Annotated in this window: 16 protein-coding genes; 4 read left to right on the top strand and 12 right to left on the bottom strand. The window is 61.8% G+C overall.

The features are described 5' to 3' along the window. Positions 1-55 precede the first annotated feature (55 nt). Positions 56-3,007 (top strand): DNA polymerase I, encoded by a 2,952-nt coding sequence (gene polA, locus AC0L2H_RS02630; RefSeq protein WP_473588722.1) that lies wholly within the window; start codon positions 56-58, stop codon positions 3,005-3,007. A 220-nt stretch (positions 3,008-3,227) separates the two neighbouring features. Here the strand turns inward: polA and AC0L2H_RS02635 are convergent, their stop codons facing one another. The 9 genes from AC0L2H_RS02635 to AC0L2H_RS02675 all read right to left on the bottom strand — a co-directional run bounded on the left by AC0L2H_RS02635 (position 3,228) and on the right by AC0L2H_RS02675 (position 11,607). Continuing rightward, entirely contained in the window at positions 3,228-3,632 is a 405-nt protein-coding gene (locus AC0L2H_RS02635; RefSeq protein ID WP_473588723.1) for a Fur family transcriptional regulator, read from the bottom strand. A gap of 249 nt (positions 3,633-3,881) precedes the next feature. After that, on the bottom strand, positions 3,882-4,928 hold the full coding sequence (gene mgrA, locus AC0L2H_RS02640) for an L-glyceraldehyde 3-phosphate reductase (RefSeq protein ID WP_473588724.1): 1,047 nt from the start codon (positions 4,926-4,928) through the stop codon (positions 3,882-3,884). A 236-nt stretch (positions 4,929-5,164) separates the two neighbouring features. Then, on the bottom strand, positions 5,165-6,307 hold the full coding sequence (locus AC0L2H_RS02645; protein ID WP_473588725.1) for a Gfo/Idh/MocA family protein: 1,143 nt from the start codon (positions 6,305-6,307) through the stop codon (positions 5,165-5,167). 11 nt (positions 6,308-6,318) lie between these two features. Next, positions 6,319-7,065: a sugar phosphate isomerase/epimerase family protein gene (locus AC0L2H_RS02650; RefSeq protein WP_473588726.1), complete on the bottom strand. Its 747-nt coding sequence runs from the start codon at positions 7,063-7,065 to the stop codon at positions 6,319-6,321. A gap of 55 nt (positions 7,066-7,120) precedes the next feature. After that, positions 7,121-8,218 (bottom strand): ABC transporter ATP-binding protein, encoded by a 1,098-nt coding sequence (locus AC0L2H_RS02655; protein ID WP_473588727.1) that lies wholly within the window; start codon positions 8,216-8,218, stop codon positions 7,121-7,123. A gap of 2 nt (positions 8,219-8,220) precedes the next feature. Beyond that, positions 8,221-9,150 (bottom strand): carbohydrate ABC transporter permease, encoded by a 930-nt coding sequence (locus tag AC0L2H_RS02660; RefSeq protein WP_473588728.1) that lies wholly within the window; start codon positions 9,148-9,150, stop codon positions 8,221-8,223. Next, complete coding sequence (locus AC0L2H_RS02665; protein ID WP_473588729.1) at positions 9,143-10,036, bottom strand: carbohydrate ABC transporter permease; 894 nt, start codon at positions 10,034-10,036, stop codon at positions 9,143-9,145. Before AC0L2H_RS02665 ends, AC0L2H_RS02660 begins: the two co-directional genes overlap by 8 nt. 111 nt (positions 10,037-10,147) lie before the next feature. Then, positions 10,148-11,386, bottom strand: coding sequence for an ABC transporter substrate-binding protein (locus AC0L2H_RS02670; RefSeq protein WP_107651205.1), 1,239 nt, complete (start codon positions 11,384-11,386; stop codon positions 10,148-10,150). A 26-nt stretch (positions 11,387-11,412) separates the two neighbouring features. Next, complete coding sequence (locus AC0L2H_RS02675) at positions 11,413-11,607, bottom strand: hypothetical protein (protein ID WP_473588730.1); 195 nt, start codon at positions 11,605-11,607, stop codon at positions 11,413-11,415. A gap of 182 nt (positions 11,608-11,789) precedes the next feature. Between AC0L2H_RS02675 and AC0L2H_RS02680 the strand changes: the two genes are divergently transcribed. The 3 genes from AC0L2H_RS02680 (at position 11,790) to AC0L2H_RS02690 (ending at position 15,533) form a co-directional block, all read left to right on the top strand. Beyond that, complete coding sequence (locus AC0L2H_RS02680) at positions 11,790-12,839, top strand: LacI family transcriptional regulator (RefSeq protein ID WP_473588731.1); 1,050 nt, start codon at positions 11,790-11,792, stop codon at positions 12,837-12,839. 253 nt (positions 12,840-13,092) lie between these two features. Next, a complete protein-coding gene (locus tag AC0L2H_RS02685) occupies positions 13,093-13,392 on the top strand; it encodes a hypothetical protein (protein ID WP_473588732.1) in 300 nt (99 codons plus the stop codon). A gap of 155 nt (positions 13,393-13,547) precedes the next feature. Next, complete coding sequence (locus AC0L2H_RS02690; protein WP_473588733.1) at positions 13,548-15,533, top strand: ATP-binding protein; 1,986 nt, start codon at positions 13,548-13,550, stop codon at positions 15,531-15,533. A 221-nt stretch (positions 15,534-15,754) separates the two neighbouring features. On the opposite strand, the gene AC0L2H_RS02695 is transcribed toward AC0L2H_RS02690, so the two are convergent. From AC0L2H_RS02695 to AC0L2H_RS02705, 3 genes are all read right to left on the bottom strand, one after another. Beyond that, positions 15,755-15,985 (bottom strand): hypothetical protein, encoded by a 231-nt coding sequence (locus AC0L2H_RS02695; RefSeq protein WP_095488311.1) that lies wholly within the window; start codon positions 15,983-15,985, stop codon positions 15,755-15,757. Between the two features lie 188 nt (positions 15,986-16,173). Beyond that, positions 16,174-17,601, bottom strand: coding sequence for an NADP-dependent phosphogluconate dehydrogenase (gene gndA / locus AC0L2H_RS02700; RefSeq protein WP_473588734.1), 1,428 nt, complete (start codon positions 17,599-17,601; stop codon positions 16,174-16,176). A gap of 251 nt (positions 17,602-17,852) precedes the next feature. Beyond that, on the bottom strand, positions 17,853-19,493 hold the full coding sequence (locus tag AC0L2H_RS02705; RefSeq protein ID WP_473588735.1) for a copper resistance CopC/CopD family protein: 1,641 nt from the start codon (positions 19,491-19,493) through the stop codon (positions 17,853-17,855). Positions 19,494-19,547 lie beyond the last annotated feature (54 nt).

Raw genomic sequence — 19,547 nt, forward strand, 5'->3', positions numbered from 1 at the left:
ATCAGCGCCGCCTTTGGCATGGACCGCAACGCCGCGCCGCGCTATCCCTGCCGGCATGAAAAAAGGCGATCATCTCTTTCTTGTCGACGGCTCCGGCTACATCTTTCGCGCCTATCACGCGCTGCCGCCGCTCAACCGCAAATCGGACGGCTTGCCGACCGGTGCCGTGCTCGGCTTCTGCAATATGGTGTGGAAGCTGATGCAGGATGCCCGCAATACCGACGTTGGCGTGGTGCCTACGCATTTCGCGGTCATCTTCGACTATTCGTCGAAGACCTTTCGCAACGACCTCTACCCCGAATACAAGGCCAACCGCTCGGCCCCGCCGGAAGACCTGATTCCACAATTCGGCCTGATCCGCCAGGCGACCGCGGCGTTCAACCTGCCCTGCATCGAAATGGAAGGGTTCGAGGCCGACGACCTCATCGCCACCTATTGCCGGCTCGCCTGCGATGCCGGCGGCGACACCACCATCATCTCCTCCGACAAGGACCTGATGCAGTTGGTCGGCGCTACCGTCGGCATGTACGACCCGATGAAAGACCGCCAGATCGGCATTCCCGAAGTCATCGAGAAATGGGGCGTGCCGCCGGAAAAGATGATCGACCTGCAGGCGCTGACCGGCGACTCCGTCGACAACGTGCCGGGTGTGCCCGGCATCGGCCCGAAGACGGCGGCGCAATTGCTCGAACAGTTCGGCGATCTCGACGGCCTGCTCGCCCGCGCCGGCGAGATCAAGCAGGACAAGCGGCGGGAATCGATCATCGCCAATGCCGACAAGGCGCGCATTTCACGCGAGTTGGTGACGCTGAAGAACGACGTGCCTGTTGCCGAAGGCTTGGACGATTTCGTCCTGAATGCGCCCGACGGACCGAAGCTGATCGGCTTCCTCAAGACCATGGAATTCACCACGCTGACCCGCCGTGTCGGTGAAGCAACCGGGACCGAAATCGGCGATGTCCAGGCCGTTGCGGTCACCATCGAACGCGCCGACACCGCGCATGGCCCCGATGTCGGGTCCGGAGCGCCGGCAGCCGCCGAAAGCGCGGCTGGTGCCGGGCCTGACGAAGCAGCGTCCGCCAAGGCGCAGGCACCCTCGCAAGGCGACACCCCCTCCCTGCTCTCGGCGCTGCGCCTGGAGGCAGCTTCCGCCGGCAAGATCGACACATCAGCCTATGTCGCCATCCGTAATGCCGCGACGCTGAAGGCTTGGTTGGCGGAGGCCAGGGAGACAGGTGTCGTCGCCTTCGATACGCAGACCACCTCGTCCGATCCGATGCTGGCTGACCTCGTCGGTTTCTCCATGGCCATCGCGCCAGGCCGCGCCGCCTATGTGCCGCTCGCCCACACGAGCGGAAACGGCGACCTGCTCGGCGGCGGGCTGATCGAGAACCAGGTCCCGGTCCGCGAAGCGCTGGCCCTCCTGAAACCCTTGCTCGAGGATCGCTCCGTCCTCAAGATCGTGCAGGACGTCAAGTACGACATCGTCGTGATGAACCGCCATGGCATCGACGTCGCGCCCTTCGACGACACCATGCTGATCTCCTACGTGCTCGACGCCGGCACCGGCCACCACACCTTGGCGGCTCTGTCCGAAAAATGGCTTGGCCATGCGCCGACCCCACTCAGGGATCTCGCCGGTTCCGGCAGGAGCCTGGTCGGCTTCGACCAGGTCGACATCGACAGGGCGGCCAGCTACGCCGCCGAGCACGCCGACGTGACGCTGAGGCTGTGGCGGGTGCTGAAGCCGCGGCTGGCCGCCAAGGGCCTCGTCTCGGTCTACGAGCGTCTGGAACGGCCGCTGGTGCCTGTTCTGGCCAGGATGGAACAGCGCGGCATCTCGGTCGACCGGCAGATCCTGTCGCGGCTCTCCGGCGAGCTGGCGCAAGGCGCGGCACGGCTGGAAGAGGAAATCTATGGGCTGGTCGGCGAGCGCATCAATATCGGCTCGCCCAAGCAGCTTGGCGACATCCTGTTTGGTCGCATGGGCCTGCCGGGCGGTTCGAAAACCAAGACCGGACAGTGGTCGACCTCGGCGCAATTGCTGGAGGATCTCGCCGCCGAGGGCCACGAGCTGCCCAGAAAAATCGTCGACTGGCGCCAGCTCACCAAGCTGAAATCGACCTACACCGACGCCCTGCCCGGTTTCATCCACCCCGACACCAGGCGCGTCCACACCTCCTACGCGCTGGCCGCGACAACGACGGGCCGGTTGTCGTCCTCCGACCCCAATTTGCAGAACATCCCGGTGCGCACCGCCGAGGGGCGCAAGATCAGGACGGCCTTCATTGCCGACAAGGGCCACAAGCTGGTGTCGGCCGACTACAGCCAGATCGAGCTGCGCGTGCTTGCCCATGTCGCCGAAATCCCGCAGCTCACGCAGGCTTTCGCCGAAGGCGCCGACATCCACGCCATCACCGCCTCGGAGATGTTCAACGTCCCGGTCGAGGGCATGCCATCAGAGGTGCGCCGTCGCGCCAAGGCGATCAATTTCGGCATCATCTATGGCATCTCGGCTTTCGGCCTGGCCAACCAGCTGTCGATCCCGCGCGAGGAAGCCAGCGCCTATATCAAGAAATATTTCGAACGCTTCCCCGGCATCCGCGACTATATCGAGGCGACCAAGGCCTATGCCCGCGAATACGGCTTCGTCGAAACTATCTTCGGCCGCCGCATCCATTACCCGGAGATACGCTCGTCAAATCCTTCGATCCGCGCCTTCAACGAGCGCGCCTCGATCAATGCGCGCCTGCAAGGCACCGCCGCCGACATCATCCGCCGCGCCATGGTCCATATGGACGAGGCGCTGGAGAAGGCAGGGCTCTCGGCCCGCATGCTGTTGCAGGTGCATGACGAGCTGATCTTCGAAACGGTGGAAGCGGAAGTCGAGGCGACGATCCCCGTCGTGCGCCAGGTGATGGAGCACGCGCCGATGCCGGCGGTTTCAATGTCGGTGCCACTGCATGTCGACGCCCGCGCCGCCAGCAACTGGGACGAGGCGCATTAGCAATCCGAACGGCTGGACGCGCCGCGTTCCTTCACACCCCTCCGTCCTGCCGGACATCTCCCCCGCAAGGGGGGAGATCGGCAGTTTCACGGGCAGCGCTTTCATTTCAACGCTGGCAACTGGCGAAAGCTGAAGCGACAACTAATCTCCCCCCTTGCGGGGGAGATGTCCGGCAGGACAGAGGGGGGTACTGTCCCTCCAGCGTCGACAAGGCAGGCCTTCAAGCCGCCTCCGCCAAACACTTGGCGCACGTCCCCCGAAATTCGATCACCGCCTTCTTCGCGGCGAAACCGGTCGAGCGCACCCATTCGTCCAGCTGGTGGCCGACATCGTGGTCGGACATTTCGGTCACTTGCCCGCATGTGTCACAGATGGCAAAGGCGGTCATCGAATGGCTGTGATCGTGCGGTTCGGCGCAGGCGACGAACGAGTTGAGGCTTTCGAGCCTGTGCACGAGACCGGACTTAACCAGCGTATCGAGCGCGCGATAGACCTGGAGCGGCGCCCGGAAACCACGCTCGCGCAGCTGGTCGAGCAATGTGTAGGCGCTGAGCGGTCCGCTGGCGGCCTCGAGTTTCTCGAGCACGCACAATTGGTTCTTCGTCAGCACATCCCTAGCCGCCATGATCCCGTTTCCAGCCTGTCTGCGCCATCCGCACGCCACGTCTGCATGCCAATGGATCCTCGTCCCTACCCAGATAGCGACGAACAGGCGTTTTTGCTACTGTTTCCGCCTGAAGGCTTCGTGGCGCGATGGCGCATCGCGGGCCGAGCGTAGCGCCGCATTCGAAATACCCGAGCGGGTACACGTTCGAATGAAAGACGGCGGGACCAGGCCCCGCCACCTTATATTTTGCCGGCTATTGATTTCCGGTCACTTCCTCGGGGGGCCTTTGCGCTCTGCCGAGGCCGCCCACAGATTGATGTCGGCTTCGCGCGCGTAGGTGTCGATCTCGGCGAGTTCGGCGTCACTGAAATCGAGCGCCTTCAGCGCGCCGACGCAATCCTCGACCTGTTCCGGCCGGCTGGCGCCGATCAGCGCCGAGGTCACCCGGCCCTTGCGCAGCACCCAGGCCAGCGCCATCTGCGCCAACGTCTGGCCGCGGCGGCCGGCAATCGCGTTCAGCGCCTTGATGTTGGCGATGGTCTTGTCGTTGATGAAGGCCGGCTTCAGCGACTTGCCCTGGCTGGCGCGGCTGCCCTCGGGGATGCCGCCGAGATATTTGTCGGTCAGCATGCCTTGCGCCAGCGGCGTGAACACGATCGAGCCGACGCCGAGACCCTCCAGCGTGTCGAGCAGACCATCGTCCTCGACCCAGCGGTTGAGCATCGAATAGCTCGGCTGGTGGATGATGCAGGGCGTGCCGAGCTGCTTCAAAATGTCGGCCGCTTCACGCGTACGCTGCGAATTATAAGAGGAGATCCCGGCATAGAGCGCCTTGCCCGAACGCACCGCATGGTCGAGCGCACCCATCGTCTCCTCCAGCGGCGTATCGGGGTCGAAACGATGCGAATAGAAGATGTCGACATAGTCGAGCCCCATCCGCTTCAGGCTCTGGTCGAGGCTTGCCAGCACATATTTGCGTCCGCCCCATTCACCGTAGGGTCCGGCCCACATTTCATAGCCCGCCTTGGTCGAGATGATCAGCTCGTCGCGATAGGCGGCAAAGTCCGTGCGCAGGATTTCGCCGAAAGCGGTCTCGGCCGAGCCCGGCGGCGGGCCGTAATTGTTGGCAAGGTCGAAATGCGTGATGCCAAGGTCAAAGGCCTTGCGCACGATGGCCTGCTTGGTTTTGTGCGGCGTGTCGTTGCCGAAATTGTGCCAAAGCCCGAGCGAGATGGCCGGCAGCTTCAGGCCGGATCGCCCACAGCGGTTGTAGATCATCTTCTCGTAGCGGTTTTCGGCGGCAACATAGGGCATGGGGAAATCCTCGTATCTGAACGGACTAGAGCAATTCCAGGAAAAGTGTGAAACGGTTTTCCGCCCGGAATTGCGCAAGAACAAAGAGATAGAGTGGTTGGGCGTTTCTGTGAAACGATGAACCGCTCTAGGAGCCGTCGTCACGAATATGACGAGAAGCCCCGCGCGCCATCCTTACCCTCTCCCCAAGGCAACGGGGAGAGGGACAATCAAAATTATCGATAATCGCTGCGGGTTTATTTCTTCTTGGCCAGCAGCGCCTTCGCTTCCTCGATGCCGAGTGCGGCCGGCCGTTCGCAGCTCGTCTGCATGGCGACGAACTTGCCGGTCTCGCCGGAGAGCAATATGCCGGTCATGACGTCGACGGCATGCAGCGCCAGTTCCATCGAGCAGCGGTGCGGCCGCCCTTCGGTGATCGCCAATGCCATGTCGGCCAGGCCGGCGGTCCGGTAATTGGCCATCATGCCGTGCGAATGCATCTCATTGGCCACGCCGAACGGATGCTTCCATTTCGGCAGCTTCTTGACCGGCTTGGCCGCCTCGGTGAGACGCACTTCGCCACCGAAGAAATTCGGATCCGGCACGAACACCGTGCCCGCCTCGCCATAGAGCTCCATCGGCGCATGGCCATGGCTCCAGACGTCCCAGCTGGTGTTGAGCGTGACCACGGCGCCATTCTCGAACTCCAGCAGACCGTGGATGGTCGTCGGCGTGGCGACCGGGATTTTTTCGCCCGCGCGCGGCCTGGACGAAATCGTCCGCTCTTTCGCAGGGATCGAGGCGAAGGCCGCGACCCGGCTAACCGGCCCGATCAACTGGATCAGATTGGTGATGTAGTAGGGTCCGATATCGAGCACCGGTCCCGCGCCAGGCAGGAAGAAGAAGTCCGGATTGGGATGCCAGTGCTCCATGCCGTGGCTCATCACATGGCAGGTGCCGCTGGTGATCTTGCCGAGCTTGCCGGTGTCGATCAGGTCGCGCACAAGCTGATGCGCGCCGCCGAGGAAGGTGTCGGGCGCCGAGCCGATGCGCAGCCCCTTTTTCTCTGCCCGCTTCTTCAGGTCGAGCCCTTCCTTGACCGACAGCACGAAGGGCTTTTCCGAATAGACGTGCTTGCCGGCATCGAGGATCTGCTTCGACACCTCGTAATGCACCGCCGGAATGGTGAGGTTGACGATGATGTCTATGTCGTCGTCCTTGAGCAGATCGTCGACGGTTTCCGCGCGCAGCTTGAATTCCTTCGCCCGCGCCCTTGCGGCATCCATATTGATGTCGGCGCAAGCCCGCATCTCGATGCCGCGGAACAGCGGGGCAAGCGAGAAATACGCCTTCGAGATGTTGCCGCAGCCGATAACGCCGATACCCAGTTTTTTTGCCATGTTGGTTGTTCCTAGTAATTCTTGACGGATGCGATCGAGCGGCGGGCGAAACGCTCGACATCGTTGGGATTGTCCTGCTCCATGACGTAGTACTTGGCGGCGCTGTTAGAGCGCAATGCCTTGATCAGGCCGGCCCAGTCGATCGTGCCGTGGCCGACATCCGACCAACCGTCCTCGTCGAGCCCCTCGCCGGGCCTGGCCATGTCCTTGACGTGGACGGCGACGATGCGCTTGCCGTGCTTTTCGATCCACGGCAGCGGATCGCCACCGCCGCGCACCACCCAGGCGACGTCCATTTCCCAGCCGGTGTTGGGTGCGGAAGACAGGATGTGATCCTGCGGCACCGAGCCGTCGGCAAGCGTCTTGAATTCGAAATCATGGTTGTGCCAGGCAAAGCCGTAGCCGGCTTTTTTTGCGGCCTCGCCGACCTTGGCCAGACGCTCGCCGAAACCGCGCCAGCCGGCTGTGTCCGCCGGCCTGGCGTCGGCGGCCAGATGGGGGCAGATCAGCAGCGTGATGCCGAGCGCGTCGGCGATTTTGCGCACGCCGTCGAAATCCTTCTCCAGCGCATCGATCGAGAAATGCCCGGTCGGCATGGCAAGCCCGTTCTTGTCGAGCTCGGCGCGGAAGGATTTGGGATCGTCATAGACGCCGCCAAAGCCTTCGACCTGCGCGTAGCCGAGTTCGCCGAGCGTCTTCAGCACGCCCTCCCAGGGCAGGAAATTGCGGGCGCTGTAAAGTTGGAATGACCAGTTCATCGTCTCTGTCCGTTTCTTGGGGGATGGATCTCTTGGGGAATAGGTGGATTGGAGTCTAAAGGCGGTTGCCGGTTTTGGCATCGAACAGCGAGGCGCGCATCGGGTCGAAACCGACGCTCACCGTGTCCGCATTGTTTGGCGTGCGTTCCGAGGTAACTCGGACGGTGAAATTCTGCCCGCCGAGCTTCAGCCACACCAGCGTGTCGGAGCCCATCGGCTCGACGACCTCGACACTTGTCGTCGCGGTAAATGGCCAGCCCGCCCCGCTGTTGAAGGCAACGTGCTCGGGGCGAATGCCGAACACCGCCGGACCCGGCGTCGGTTCTTTCTCGAAGGTGTAGGTTGCGAGCGGGATACGCACGTCCTCGACGGCGAAGTGCCAGTCGCCTTTGTCCTTCTCCAGCCTGCCTTCGAGGAAATTCATCGCCGGTGAGCCAAGGAAGCCGGCGACAAACCGGTTGACCGGCCGGTTGTAGATCGTCTGCGGCGCGTCGAGCTGCTGGATGACGCCGCCCTTCATCACCGCGATGCGGTCGGCCAGCGTCATCGCCTCGATCTGGTCGTGGGTGACATAGATCATCGTGTTCTCAAGCTTGCGGTGCAGAAGCTTGATCTCGACCCTGAGCTCGGAGCGCAGCTTGGCGTCGAGATTGGAGAGCGGCTCGTCGAACAGGAAGACATCGACGTCGCGCACCAGCGCCCGCCCGATCGCGACGCGTTGGCGCTGGCCACCGGACAGGGCGGCAGGTTTGCGCTGCAGCAGCGGCTCGATCTGCAGGATTTCCGCGGCGCGCGCGATGCGCTTGGCGATCTCGTCCTTGGCCAGGCCGGCGACGCGCAGGCCGAAGGAGAGGTTCTTCTCCACCGTCATTTGCGGATAGAGCGCGTAAGACTGGAACACCATGCCGATGCCGCGGTCCTTGGGCTCTTCCCAGGTGACGTTCTTGCCCTTGATGAAGATGCGGCCGTCCGAAATGTCGAGCAGGCCGGCGATGCAGTTGAGCAAGGTCGACTTGCCGCAGCCGGACGGCCCGAGCAGCACGATGAACTCGCCCTCGGCGACGTCGAGGTTGAGCGTCTCCAGCACCGAGATCGCGCCGAAATTCAGCGACAGGTCCTGGATCGACACGCTGGGGTTGGCGATTGCTGTCATTATCACCCTTTCACCGCGCCGGCGGCGATGCCGCGCACGAAGAGCTTGCCGGAGAGGAAGTAGACGATGAGCGGCACAAGGCCGGTCAGGATGGTGGCGGCCATGTTGACGTTGTATTCCTTCACGCCCTGCACCGAGTTGACGATGTTGTTGAGCTGCACCGTCATCGGATAGGTGTCGGGGCGGGTGTAGACGACGCCAAACAGGAAGTCGTTCCAGATGCCGGTCACCTGCAGGATGACGGCGACGACGAAGATCGGCAGCGACATCGGCAGCATGATCCTGAGATAGATGCCCCAGAAACCGGCGCCGTCGACGCGCGCGGCCCGGAACAGCTCCTCCGGCATGGAGGAGAAATAGTTGCGGAACAGGAGCGTCAGGATCGGCATGCCGAAAATGGAATGGACGATCACCAGGCCGCTCAGGCTGCCATAGAGGCCGATCTCGCGCAGGATGATGACGATCGGATAGATCATCACCTGATAGGGGATGAAGGCGCCGACGATCAGGATGACGAAGAACGTGTCGGCGCCCTTGAAGCGCCAGTTGGCGAGTGCGTAACCGTTCACCGAGGCAATGGCGATCGAGAGGATCACCGAGGGAATGGTGATGCGCACCGAGTTCCAGAACCCACGCGAGAGCCCGTCGCAGTTGAGCCCGGTGCAGGCCTGCGACCAGGCCTTGACCCACGGTTCGAAAGTGATCTCGAGCGGCGGCGAGAAGATGTTGCCGAGGCGTATCTCGGGCATGCCCTTGAGCGAGGTGACGACCATCACATAGAGCGGCAGCAGATAGTAGAGCGCCACGACGATGAGCGTGCCATAAAGGAAAATATTGCGGCGCGAGAATGTATGGCGCGGCTTCGGCCCACGCGGCCCCAAGGCTTCGCGCCCGACGCCGGCAGGGGTCAAGGAGACATCCTGATCAGCCACGCTTCCTGCCTCCGAATTCGAGATAGGCCCACGGCACGATGACGATCATTACCGACAGCAGCATCATCGTCGAGGCGGCGAAGCCCTGGCCGAGATTCTGGGCGAAGAACATGTAGTCGTAGACATACTTTGCCGGCACTTCGGAAGCGATGCCGGGACCGCCGCTGGTCTGGGCGACGACGAGGTCATAGACCTTGACGATGCCGGAGGCGATGATGACGAGCGTGGTGATGAAGACCGGCCGCATCATCGGGATGATGATGAACAGATAGGTCTTCCACATCGGTATCCCATCCACCCGCGCGGCCTTCCAGATGTCCTCGTCAATGCCGCGCAGGCCGGCCAGCATCAGGCACATGATGAGCCCGGTGCCTTGCCAGAGTGCGGCGATCGATATGCCGTAGATGACGATGCTGGAATCATAGAGCGGATTGAAGCTGAAGCTTTCCCAGCCCAGCTCCCGCATCACATGCTGTATACCGAAATCCGGATTGAGCAGCCACTGCCAGACGAGGCCGGTGACGATGAAGGAGAGCGCGAAGGGATAGAGGAAGATGGTGCGGAACGTGTCCTCGAAACGGATCTTCTGGTCGAGCAGCGCGGCGAGGACGAAACCGATGACCAGCGAGAACACCAGCGACAGCACACCGTAGATCAAGAGGTTCTCGATCGAGACCAGCCAGCGCGGCGTCGACCACAGCCGGTAATACTGGTCGAGCCCGACGAAGTTCAGCCGCGGCAGCAGCTTCGAGTTGGTGAAGGAATAGAGCACCGTCCATGCGGTGCCGCCGACGAACACCACCAGTGCAGTGAGGATCATCGGGATCGATGCGACCTTCGCATTGAGATTGCGGAAAAGCTGGTTGGGGCGTTCGCTCTTGCTCATCTCGACAGCCGGGCTGGATCGGGTAAGGGCGGGAGGATCAGGACCGAGGTCCTGACCGTGAGATTCCGGCCACGCGCTCGCGCGGCCGGGAGGGCGCGATTGGCCGAAAGGTCAGTCGGCCGAGCCGACGATGTCGGCGAAGCGCTTCTGCGCCTCTTCCACCGTCATGTCGGGCTTGGCGAAGAATTCGGAGAAAAGATCCTCCTTCTGCTTCTGGGTATCCTGCGACAGCAGCTGGTCCGTCCAGGGCATGACGCTGCCCTTGGCCAGGATGTCGAGGCCCTTCTTCATGCAGTCATTCGCCGCTTGCAGGTCGACATCGCCGCGCACCGGCAGCGAACCCTTCTTGAGGTTGAAGGCGACCTGCGTTTTGGGATCGAGCAGGGTTTCGGCCAGCGCTTCCTGCGCCTTGGCCTTGTCGGCGTCCTTCAGCAGCGGGAAGTAGAAGGCGTCGCCGCCCGTGGCGATCACCTCATTGAGGCCGAGGCCCGGAAGGCAGGTATAGTCCTTGCCAGCGGTCTGGCCGGCGACCTGGAATTCGCCCTGCGCCCAGTCGCCCATGATCTGGCCGCCGGCCTTGCCGGTGATGACGAGGTTGGTCGCCTGGTTCCAGTCCTGCACATTGGTGTTCTTCGCCATCTTGCGGGCATCGTCGGCGGCCTTGAAGACCTTGGCGACTTCGGGTCCGGCGGCGAATGTCGCGTCCTTGTCCTTGTAGACCTTGAGGAAGGCGTCGGTGCCGCCCACCGCCGCCAGCAGCACGTCGAAGGCGCCGGAGGACTGCCAGGGCTGCCCGCCGACGGCGAGCGGAATGATGCCTGCCTTCTCCAGCGCGGGAGCGGCGGCCACATATTCATTCCAGTTTTTCGGCACCGGCACGCCGGCTTTTTCGAAAGCGGCGTTCGACAGCCACAGCCACTGCCAGGAATGGATGTTGACCGGCACGCAATAGATCTTGCCGTCGATGGTGCAGCTGTCGAGCAGGCTCTTCGGCCGCACGACTTCCGTCCATTTGCCCTTGGTGGCGATATCGGTGAGGTCGCGCATCAGCCCGGCCTGCACCAGTTCCTCGGCCTGCCGGCCGTGGTTGAACTGGGTCGCGCCCATCGGGTCGCCGCCGGTGATGCGGCTGATCATGATCGGCCGCGCGGTGCCGCCGGAACCGGCGATGGCGCCATCCACCCAGTGATTGCCGGTGGCATCGAAAGCCTTGGCCAGTTCGGCAACCGCCGCCGCCTCGCCGCCGGAAGTCCACCAATGGGTGACTTCCAGATCCGTCGCCGCCGCCGGGCCGGCGAGCTGCAATGCGGCCGTCGCTGCCAGCGCAGCAGTCATAAGTCTGTATCGCATTTCGGTTCCTCCCAGAATCTGAAACGTTACAGAATTTCGATACGGCAATTGAGCGATGCGCGCAACCCCTCGGGTAAAAGGGCGGTCGATATTTTTTCGAAACCCGAACAAAATCCCATCGCCGAACGCGTTTTTGTGCGCCGCAGCGCACAGAACTGCGCGGCAAAACGACAAAAGCCGGCAAGGAGCATGCTCGATACGCCCGGGGCACTGATTTCCAACGGTTTTCCATCCCAGGGGCACCGGGGCCATAGGATACCTGTCAGGATCATTCCTCGCGCAGTCGTGACAAGCTGTAACGTTTCAGTATATTGCAATTCAGATCGGCGGAGAACCGCGATGGACGCGGCGCGCCGATTGCCGGCCAGCCCGGCAACTGCTATGCGCCTGACGGGCGGGACGAATGGACAGACATCAAACCGAGAAGGACGACGAGACGTCGGCGCCAGGCCGGCCGACGCTGAAGACGCTCGCCTTCATGACCGGGCTGGGCGTCACCACCGTCTCGCGCGCGCTCAAGGACGCGCCCGAGATCGGCGCCGAGACGAGGCGGCGCGTCCAGCTCGTCGCCAAGCAGATCGGCTATCGGCCGAACCGCGCCGGTGTACGCCTCAGAACCGGCAAGACCAACGTCATCAGCCTCGTGCTCAACACCGAGCGCGAGATCATGAGCTTTGTCTCCGATATTATCTATGGCGTGTCGGAAGTGATCGCCGACACGCCCTATCACCTGATCGTCACGCCCTATTCACGCTCGCAGGATCCGCTCGACCCGATACGCTATCTCGTGGAGACCGGTTCCGCCGATGGCGTCATCATTTCGCGCACGCAGCCGAATGATCCCAGGGCCCGCTACATGCTGGAGCGCGGCATCCCCTTCGCCACGCATGGCCGCACCGACATGGGGCTCGTTCACCCCTATCATGATTTCGACAATTACGCTTTCGCGGCCGAAGCGGTGCGCCATCTCGCCGGCATCGGCCGCCGCAGGCTGGCTCTGCTGGCGCCGCCTGTCGGCCTGACCTATCACGGCCACACGGTGAACGGCTTCGCCGATGCGCTGAGCGAAGTCGGCGCCAGCGAGGTGCCGTTCAACACCGTTTCGATCGACCATTCGATCGAGCAGATCAGGATGCGCACGGCGCAAGTGATGCGCCGCCAGGACCGGCCGGACGGCTTTGTCAGCAGCGCCGCCGCCGCGACGCTCGCAATCGTCGCCGGCATCGAGGACGCCGGCCTCAAGCTCGGCCGCGATGTCGACGTGGTGTCCAAACAGTCCTCGGAACTGCTGCATCTGTTCCGGCGCGAATTGCTGGTCGTCAACGAGAACTTCCGGCTGGCCGGCTCCGAACTCGCCCGCGCCGTGCTCGGCTGGATCGGCGGTGCGGAGCCTGGCTCCTTGCAGAGCCTGAGCGCGCCGGGCGAGGTTGTGGCTTATCGCCGCTCCGACTAGAGCGGAGACGATCAAATTGAACCGGGCATCCCGCTCCCTCTATTTGTCTTAGCCGCTTTTCTGCGACGCCAAGTGAATCCACTTGGCTGCAAAATGCGCACCGCTGATTGGCAACCTTGGGCCGAGAGCGGAATGTCCGCTTCTGGCCAAGGTACGGCAAATACTTGTAGGCGACTTGCACAACGCCTCGTCTGCCGTCTTGCCCTTAGTGAGCACCTGAGCGAAGCTCCTATGGCGATGCTGGGGAACCGACATGATGGAGAAGATTGACCTTTCGCACTGGTGGACCGCAAGCTTTGCGGGAGGGATCGCGCTCGCGGTTGCCGCCGCAGCAATCGGTCACAATGCACTCATTCTGGTGGGGGTCGGGTTCTCCTGCCTTGGAATCGGGGAGTGGATTAACCGCCCCATCCAGCAGTCCCTTCACCAAGGCTATGGAATGAACGGCATCGTCACCGGCCATCCTTGGCGACCTAAACCATTCGGTATTGCTTTCGACGTTGTCGGCGTCGCGTTGTTCGCCATCGGCGTCTACCGCTTAATCGTTCTGTAGCTCAGGGCGGTTGGACGTTCGCTTTAGGTCTTCACGCTAACGCCTGTCGTTTCGCTGGCTAGTGATAGCTGCTATTATCGTGAGCTTTTCAGAGCAATTAAACTATTGGAATTAGTCGACTGGGGCGTCGGCTTCATCATAAGGCGGGAGGGGTCATGAAATTCGATGTCTTGGGCCGCATCAGCAACATGCAATTGCCCGATGGGCGGACTGCGCTGCTGTATTCGATTTACGAAGCGATAAGTAATGCCATACAAGCTGCTGAGGAGCGCTTCGGTCGAGCAGATTTCACCAAGCGTGGGATAATAAGTATTTTGGTCGAGTTCAACTCGGACAAATCTCTTCGCCACATTGCGATATCGGATAACGGAATTGGGCTAAACTCAGCGCACCTCGAAGCATTTGAGACCTGCGACACCAGACAAAAATATGCACTGGGTGGAAAGGGGGTCGGCAGGCTTGTTTGGATCAAAGTTTTCAGCAAAATTGGTGTTCAGAGTACTTATGAGGTCGGATTAGACCGTTGCGAGCAAGTGTCATTCACTTTCGACCCAACCGCAGAAAACTCCTTGGTCAACCTTAAGAAGGAAAAAGGACGGATTGACGACGTCGGGACAAAGATTGTCCTCGCGGGCATTAAAGCGGATGAAAATGCCGCGATAAGCCCTGCCATTCTGACTCGGAATATCTGCCATCACTTTTTTCCGTACTTCATCGCTGGAAGCATGCCGCGGCTGATCGTGCAGTTCGGGCGTCGCAACATTGATGTCGTGGATTATCTCTCTTCGAAGATTGATAGACAGGCAGACGAGACTATCGATGTCGCAGTCGGATCCGTCGGCACAATCCAAATCGACCATGTCTATGTCGACAAATCGATTTCGCAGAACCTTTCGAACTCAATTCTTCTAACGGCTCAGGGCCGTGTTGTGCAGAGCGTGGAGATCGAGAAGAAGTTCGCCCTCAAAGGTCTCGAAAATGGTCGGGCGTATGTATGCGTCGTGAAGGGCGATTTCTTGAATGCTCGAGTGGATCAAGAGCGGACTGGTTTCAAATCATTGGAATCGGAAATCGAGGCGATCAAAGAAGCGGCTTTGGAGGCGGCCGAGCGATTTCTGGAAGCTCACATAAAAACGGTGCGAGCGACTCAGAAGACTCTCGTGATCAGCCTGTTGGAAGAGCACCCGCAACTCGCGATATCGGTAAAAGATGTTGATGGGTATGTGGCTAGTCTTTCGCCGAGTATGGCCGAAGAAGACATTGGTAAAACCCTATTCACTTTGCTTTATCGCCACGAGCGAAAGGTACGATCTCAGATCAGTGCAATCACTGACCAGCCCTCACCCATTGAAAATGAAATCAGCCGGGAGAAGATCGAAGCACTAGTGAACACCGTCACTGACGACGCTAAACGCCGACTCGCGGAATATACAATAAAGCGACATCAGATAATACAGCTAGCCAGAACGCTCCTACGCTTCAAGGACACATCTTCAAGAAATTATTACTTTGAAAGTGCTGTGCATAATGTAATTTGCCCGATGGGTAAGATGCTTTCGGCGAAGGATTACGATGAACATAATCTCTGGTTGATCGACGATTTACTCTCGTACTACAGCTTTTTTGCTTCGGATAAATCCATGGCTTCGCTGGGTGTCGACGGTGAACGGAAAGAGCCTGATTTGATTTTCTTGAATCCTCATGGCTTCCGGCGCGAGGGCACTAATGACCCGGTTGTAGTTATCGAATTCAAGCGACCGGGCGACGAGGCGCTATCCAGCGACCCAGTTGACCAAGTGCTCGATTACGTCGAGCGCCTTCGCAATAAGACGGTCCGCGACGTGGAGGGGGCGGTCGTATCGGACATTAGTGATCACACTCCGTTTGAATGCATCGTGATATGCGATCTGACCGAGACAGCACGGAAAAAATTCACGCGGAGTATCGCTCAAACGCCGACGCCCGATGGCATGGGATACTACGGTTTTTCGACACCCCACCGAGCGGCGATTAGAGTGCTAAGCTATGCGAAGGTATTCAGAGATGCGGAAATGCGAAACAGAGCGTTCTTCGACAAGCTAGGACTGCTACCCGAGGAAGTCAGAAAGGCTTTGACTGATGCCGCCCAGGCGGCTGAATAGGAGCCAGCCGACATTATCGATAAGCGTCTTCTTTTCAGAGTGGGTTTCACGGAAACGCAGAACGATCTATCTCTTTCTGATGCGATTGCCTTCATGTCCGCTGTCAGTGGTGGGCGGCGCTGTCCTATGTCCGATCTGAGGCGCAGTCCCGACGTCCAGATGGCGAACCGCCGGACCGGCCCGAGAAACGGCTCGCTTGAGATCACCCGAGCGCGGCTCTACTAGTCCGAAAACCTCACGCTCACGCCGCGCTGCCGAAAATAGGCCTGCATCAACTTGCGCCCCGAGCGGTTGTTCTGCGCCAACTTGGTCGGATCGAACACCGCCTGTTTTATACCTTCTCGTGTCAACGCCGCTTTAAGCGTCGCGATATGTGCGTCGATGTCGGCATTGTCCGCCCGCAGCGAGGCATAGATACTTTCGGTCGCCTGGGCCACGGTCGGTTCGCTCACAGGTGTCGTCCTTTGGTTGATTGAGCGGCGGCTTACCACAGATTCGCGGCTCCGCCGATACCGATGAGACCGCTAATCGTCGCTACCGGCATAGCAGGTTCCTGGCGCGACCCGACACCCAGTTGATCGCTGGAAGATGTCTGCTTTCGGGCAACCGCAAAATTGGTCTCTACGTTCAAGTTTAGGCGCTAACCCGCCGCTCCGCTCCCCCACGGGCCATGGAACGCGCCCTGCCCGTCGATGCGCTCGAAGCCGTGCGCGCCGAAGAAATCGCGCTGCGCCTGGATCAGGTTCGAGGTGCCTCGGCCCTGGCGATAGCTGTCGAAATAGGCAAGCGCCGAAGACAGCGCCGGCACGGGCGCGCCAGCCTCGGACGCTCGCGCCACGATGCGCCTGAGCGACGGATGCGCCTCCTGCATCATCGTGATGAAGGCCGGCGCCATCAACAGATTGGTCGAAGCGCCACCGGCGCCGAAGGCTTCCGCCATCGTGTCCAGCATTTGCGAGCGGATGATGCAGCCGGCCCGCCAGATCTTGGCGATGGTCGGCATCGGCAGGTTCCAGTTGAACTCCTTCGAGGCGCCGCTCATCACCGCGAAGCCCTGCGCGTAGGCGGCGATCTTGCCGGCGAACAGCGCCAGTTCGAGATCCCTGAGAAGCGCGTCCTTGTCACCGGAAATCCTGGTGACGCCGCCGTTGCCATAGGCCTTCTCGGCGGCCAGACGCTCATCCTTGATCGACGACAGCACGCGCGCCGCCACCGCCGCTTCGATCGCGGTGGCAGGTATGCCGAGCTGCTGCGCCTCGATGACCGACCATTTGCCGGTGCCTTTCTGGCCGGCGCGGTCGAGGATGATGTCGACCACCGGCTTGCCGGTCTTCGGATCGTCGGCGGCCAGCACCTTGGCGGTGATCTCGATCAGGTAGGAGTTGAGCCGGCCCTTGTTCCAGCCGGCAAACACATCGCCGATCTCCTTCGGCCCCATGCCCAGGCCGTCGCGCAGGATGCCGTAGATCTCGGCGATCATCTGCATGTCGGCATATTCGATGCCATTATGGATGGTCTTGACGAAATGGCCGGCGCCGTCGGTGCCGAGCCATGCCGCGCAGGGTTCGTCCCTGAATTTGGCCGAAATCGCGGTCAGCACTTTTTCCACGCGCTTCCAGGACTCTTCGGTGCCGCCGACCATGATCGAGGGGCCATGGCGCGCGCCTTCCTCGCCGCCCGACACACCCATGCCGATGAAGGTAAGGCCCGAGCCGGAAAGTTCGGAGAAACGCCGCATCGTATCGCGGAAATTGGCGTTGCCGGCATCGATGACGATGTCGTTGGCCGACAGCACGCCGCGCAGCGACGCGATCTGTTCGTCGACCGGCTTGCCGGCCAGCACCATGATGATGATCGGGCGCGGCGGCCGGATCGCGGCGGCGAGTTCCTCGAGGCTGTAGCAAGGCACCACCATGTCCTTCAGCGCGCCGGCGTTTTCGACAAAGGCGTCGGTGCGCGCCCTGGTGCGGTTGAAGACGGCGATGCGGTGCCCGTGCTCGGCGATGTTGAGCGCCAGGTTGGAGCCCATCGTGCCAAGGCCGATCAGGCCGATTTCGGCTTTTTCCATCGTTTCTTCCCTGCTTCCGGATTTTGTTGGGACCGCGTTTTGTGGCGATGCCCATTGTTCCCTGATGATTGACGGGCCTTGGCGCCTACGTCAACCGCCTCGCCGAATTGTGTCGAGCTCGTGCTGAGTGAGATTCAGGTCAGGCCGTGCCGAGAGCGGTGGTTTCCGAGAACCGGAGCGGAGCGTACTTGAAGTACGTGAGCACCGGAAGCGCAGGAGACCGCCGTTCGCAGGCCGGCATCACCTGAATATCACTCAGCGCGGATGTCGATCGGTGCCTCGATCTTCACCATCTCAAAGTCGGAGACGAGGATGTCGAGCCGCGCCGTCCATCGGCCGGCAACCGGGATGACGAGATCGTCGACGCGCCATGTGCCGTCGCCGGCCTTGGTCGCCGGACGCTTGATCGGTTCAATGCCGGAATCGGGCTTCGACAGGACCAGCGTCACTTCCTTTGCGTCGAGCGGGCCGAAATCGCCGCTCATGATGACGATCGAAGCAATAGCCGGCCCGGCATGGCCGGGCGTGATGCTGAGGTCGGCCATCGCTTTCGCCGTATGGATATGGATCGATGCCGGCTGTGCCGCGGCGATTGCCAGCGCGCGCGGCGGCGGCGTGAAGCGCCAGCCGGCGGCAACGCCGAAGATCGCCAGCACGATCAGCATTTCGACGCCGATCGAGCGGACCAGCCGCCTCTGGACTTCGGTCTCTCCCGCTTCAGCCGGAGCAGTGAGCTTCCAGCGGTTGGTCGCGGCGAGTGTGAACAGAAAGAACAGCAGCGCCAGTTTGACCAGCAGCAGCCGGCCATAGGCTGTCCCGAGCAGCGCTGCGGGCGTCTGCACCTGGATGACGGCCAGCGCGATGCCGGTAGCGACGAGCACCGCAACGACGGGCAGGATCGCTTGGGAGAACCGGTGCAGGAATAGCCCCGCCTCGGCCGGCTGCCGCCAGACGGCAAGGCCGAGCGGCGCCAGCGCTCCGGCCCAGAAGGCAATGCCGACGCCGTGCAGAAACACCATCGGCCGCGTCAGCCATTGCGGCTCGGCGGCACTGGCATGCCCGCTGGCGGCGAGCGCGGCGCCGACACTCGCCAATCCGGCAAGGGCGAACAGTCTTGCGTCGGCGCGCGGCCCGACCAGCGAGAAAAGCCCAAGCCCGAGCGCCATCAGCGCAATCAGCACCGTCCAGCCAAAGCTGGTGCCAAGTCCGGTCTGCCAGACAACCGGCTGCGCCAGATGCGTAAGCGGCGCGCCGAGCGCGTCGAGCCCTTGCAGGCCGAGTGACAGAGGCGCCGCCACCAGTCCGCACAGCATCGCGGCGATTGCGAAGCGTTGGCCGGACCGCCCGCCCTTTGCAAGCCAGGCAATGGCGAAAGCGCCGCCGACGCCGAGAAACAAGCCGATATAGAGCAGGACCTTGCCGGTCCAGATCGCCGACCGCAGCCCCCAGTCGACGGCCTCGGAGACGATGGGCGCCGCGCTCGGCGCGCCGATGGAAAACAGCAACGAGCCGCCCACAGGATGGCCATCGGCGGAAATCACCCGCCAGCTCAGCACATGCGTGCCGGGCCCGAGCGCCTGCGGGTTGTCGATCTCGACGGTCTGGTCGCTGAGGCGAAAGGATGTCAGCGGAACCGGCGTCCCGTCGGGCCGCACCAGGGTGAGCACCAGCGGTGACATCGGCTCGCTGAAAGTCAGCGAAAACTGTGTCGGGCTTTGTCCCAGCACCATGCCGTCGGCCGGATCGGCCGCGACCAGCGCCGCATGGGCAAAGGCCTGATTTGGCGTGGCAATGGCGGCAAGCAGCATTATCGCGGCCAGCAGACCAACGGCACTGCTAACGGTTTGCTTTCCCGCCGCACAGACCGTTCGCAGAAATGATGCCAGGTTCATGTCACCGTCACAAAGAACGGCGGCGCGCTCTTTCGAACCGAGCGCGCCGTCAGA

The sequence above is a fragment of the Mesorhizobium sp. WSM4871 genome (genome assembly GCF_055811295.1).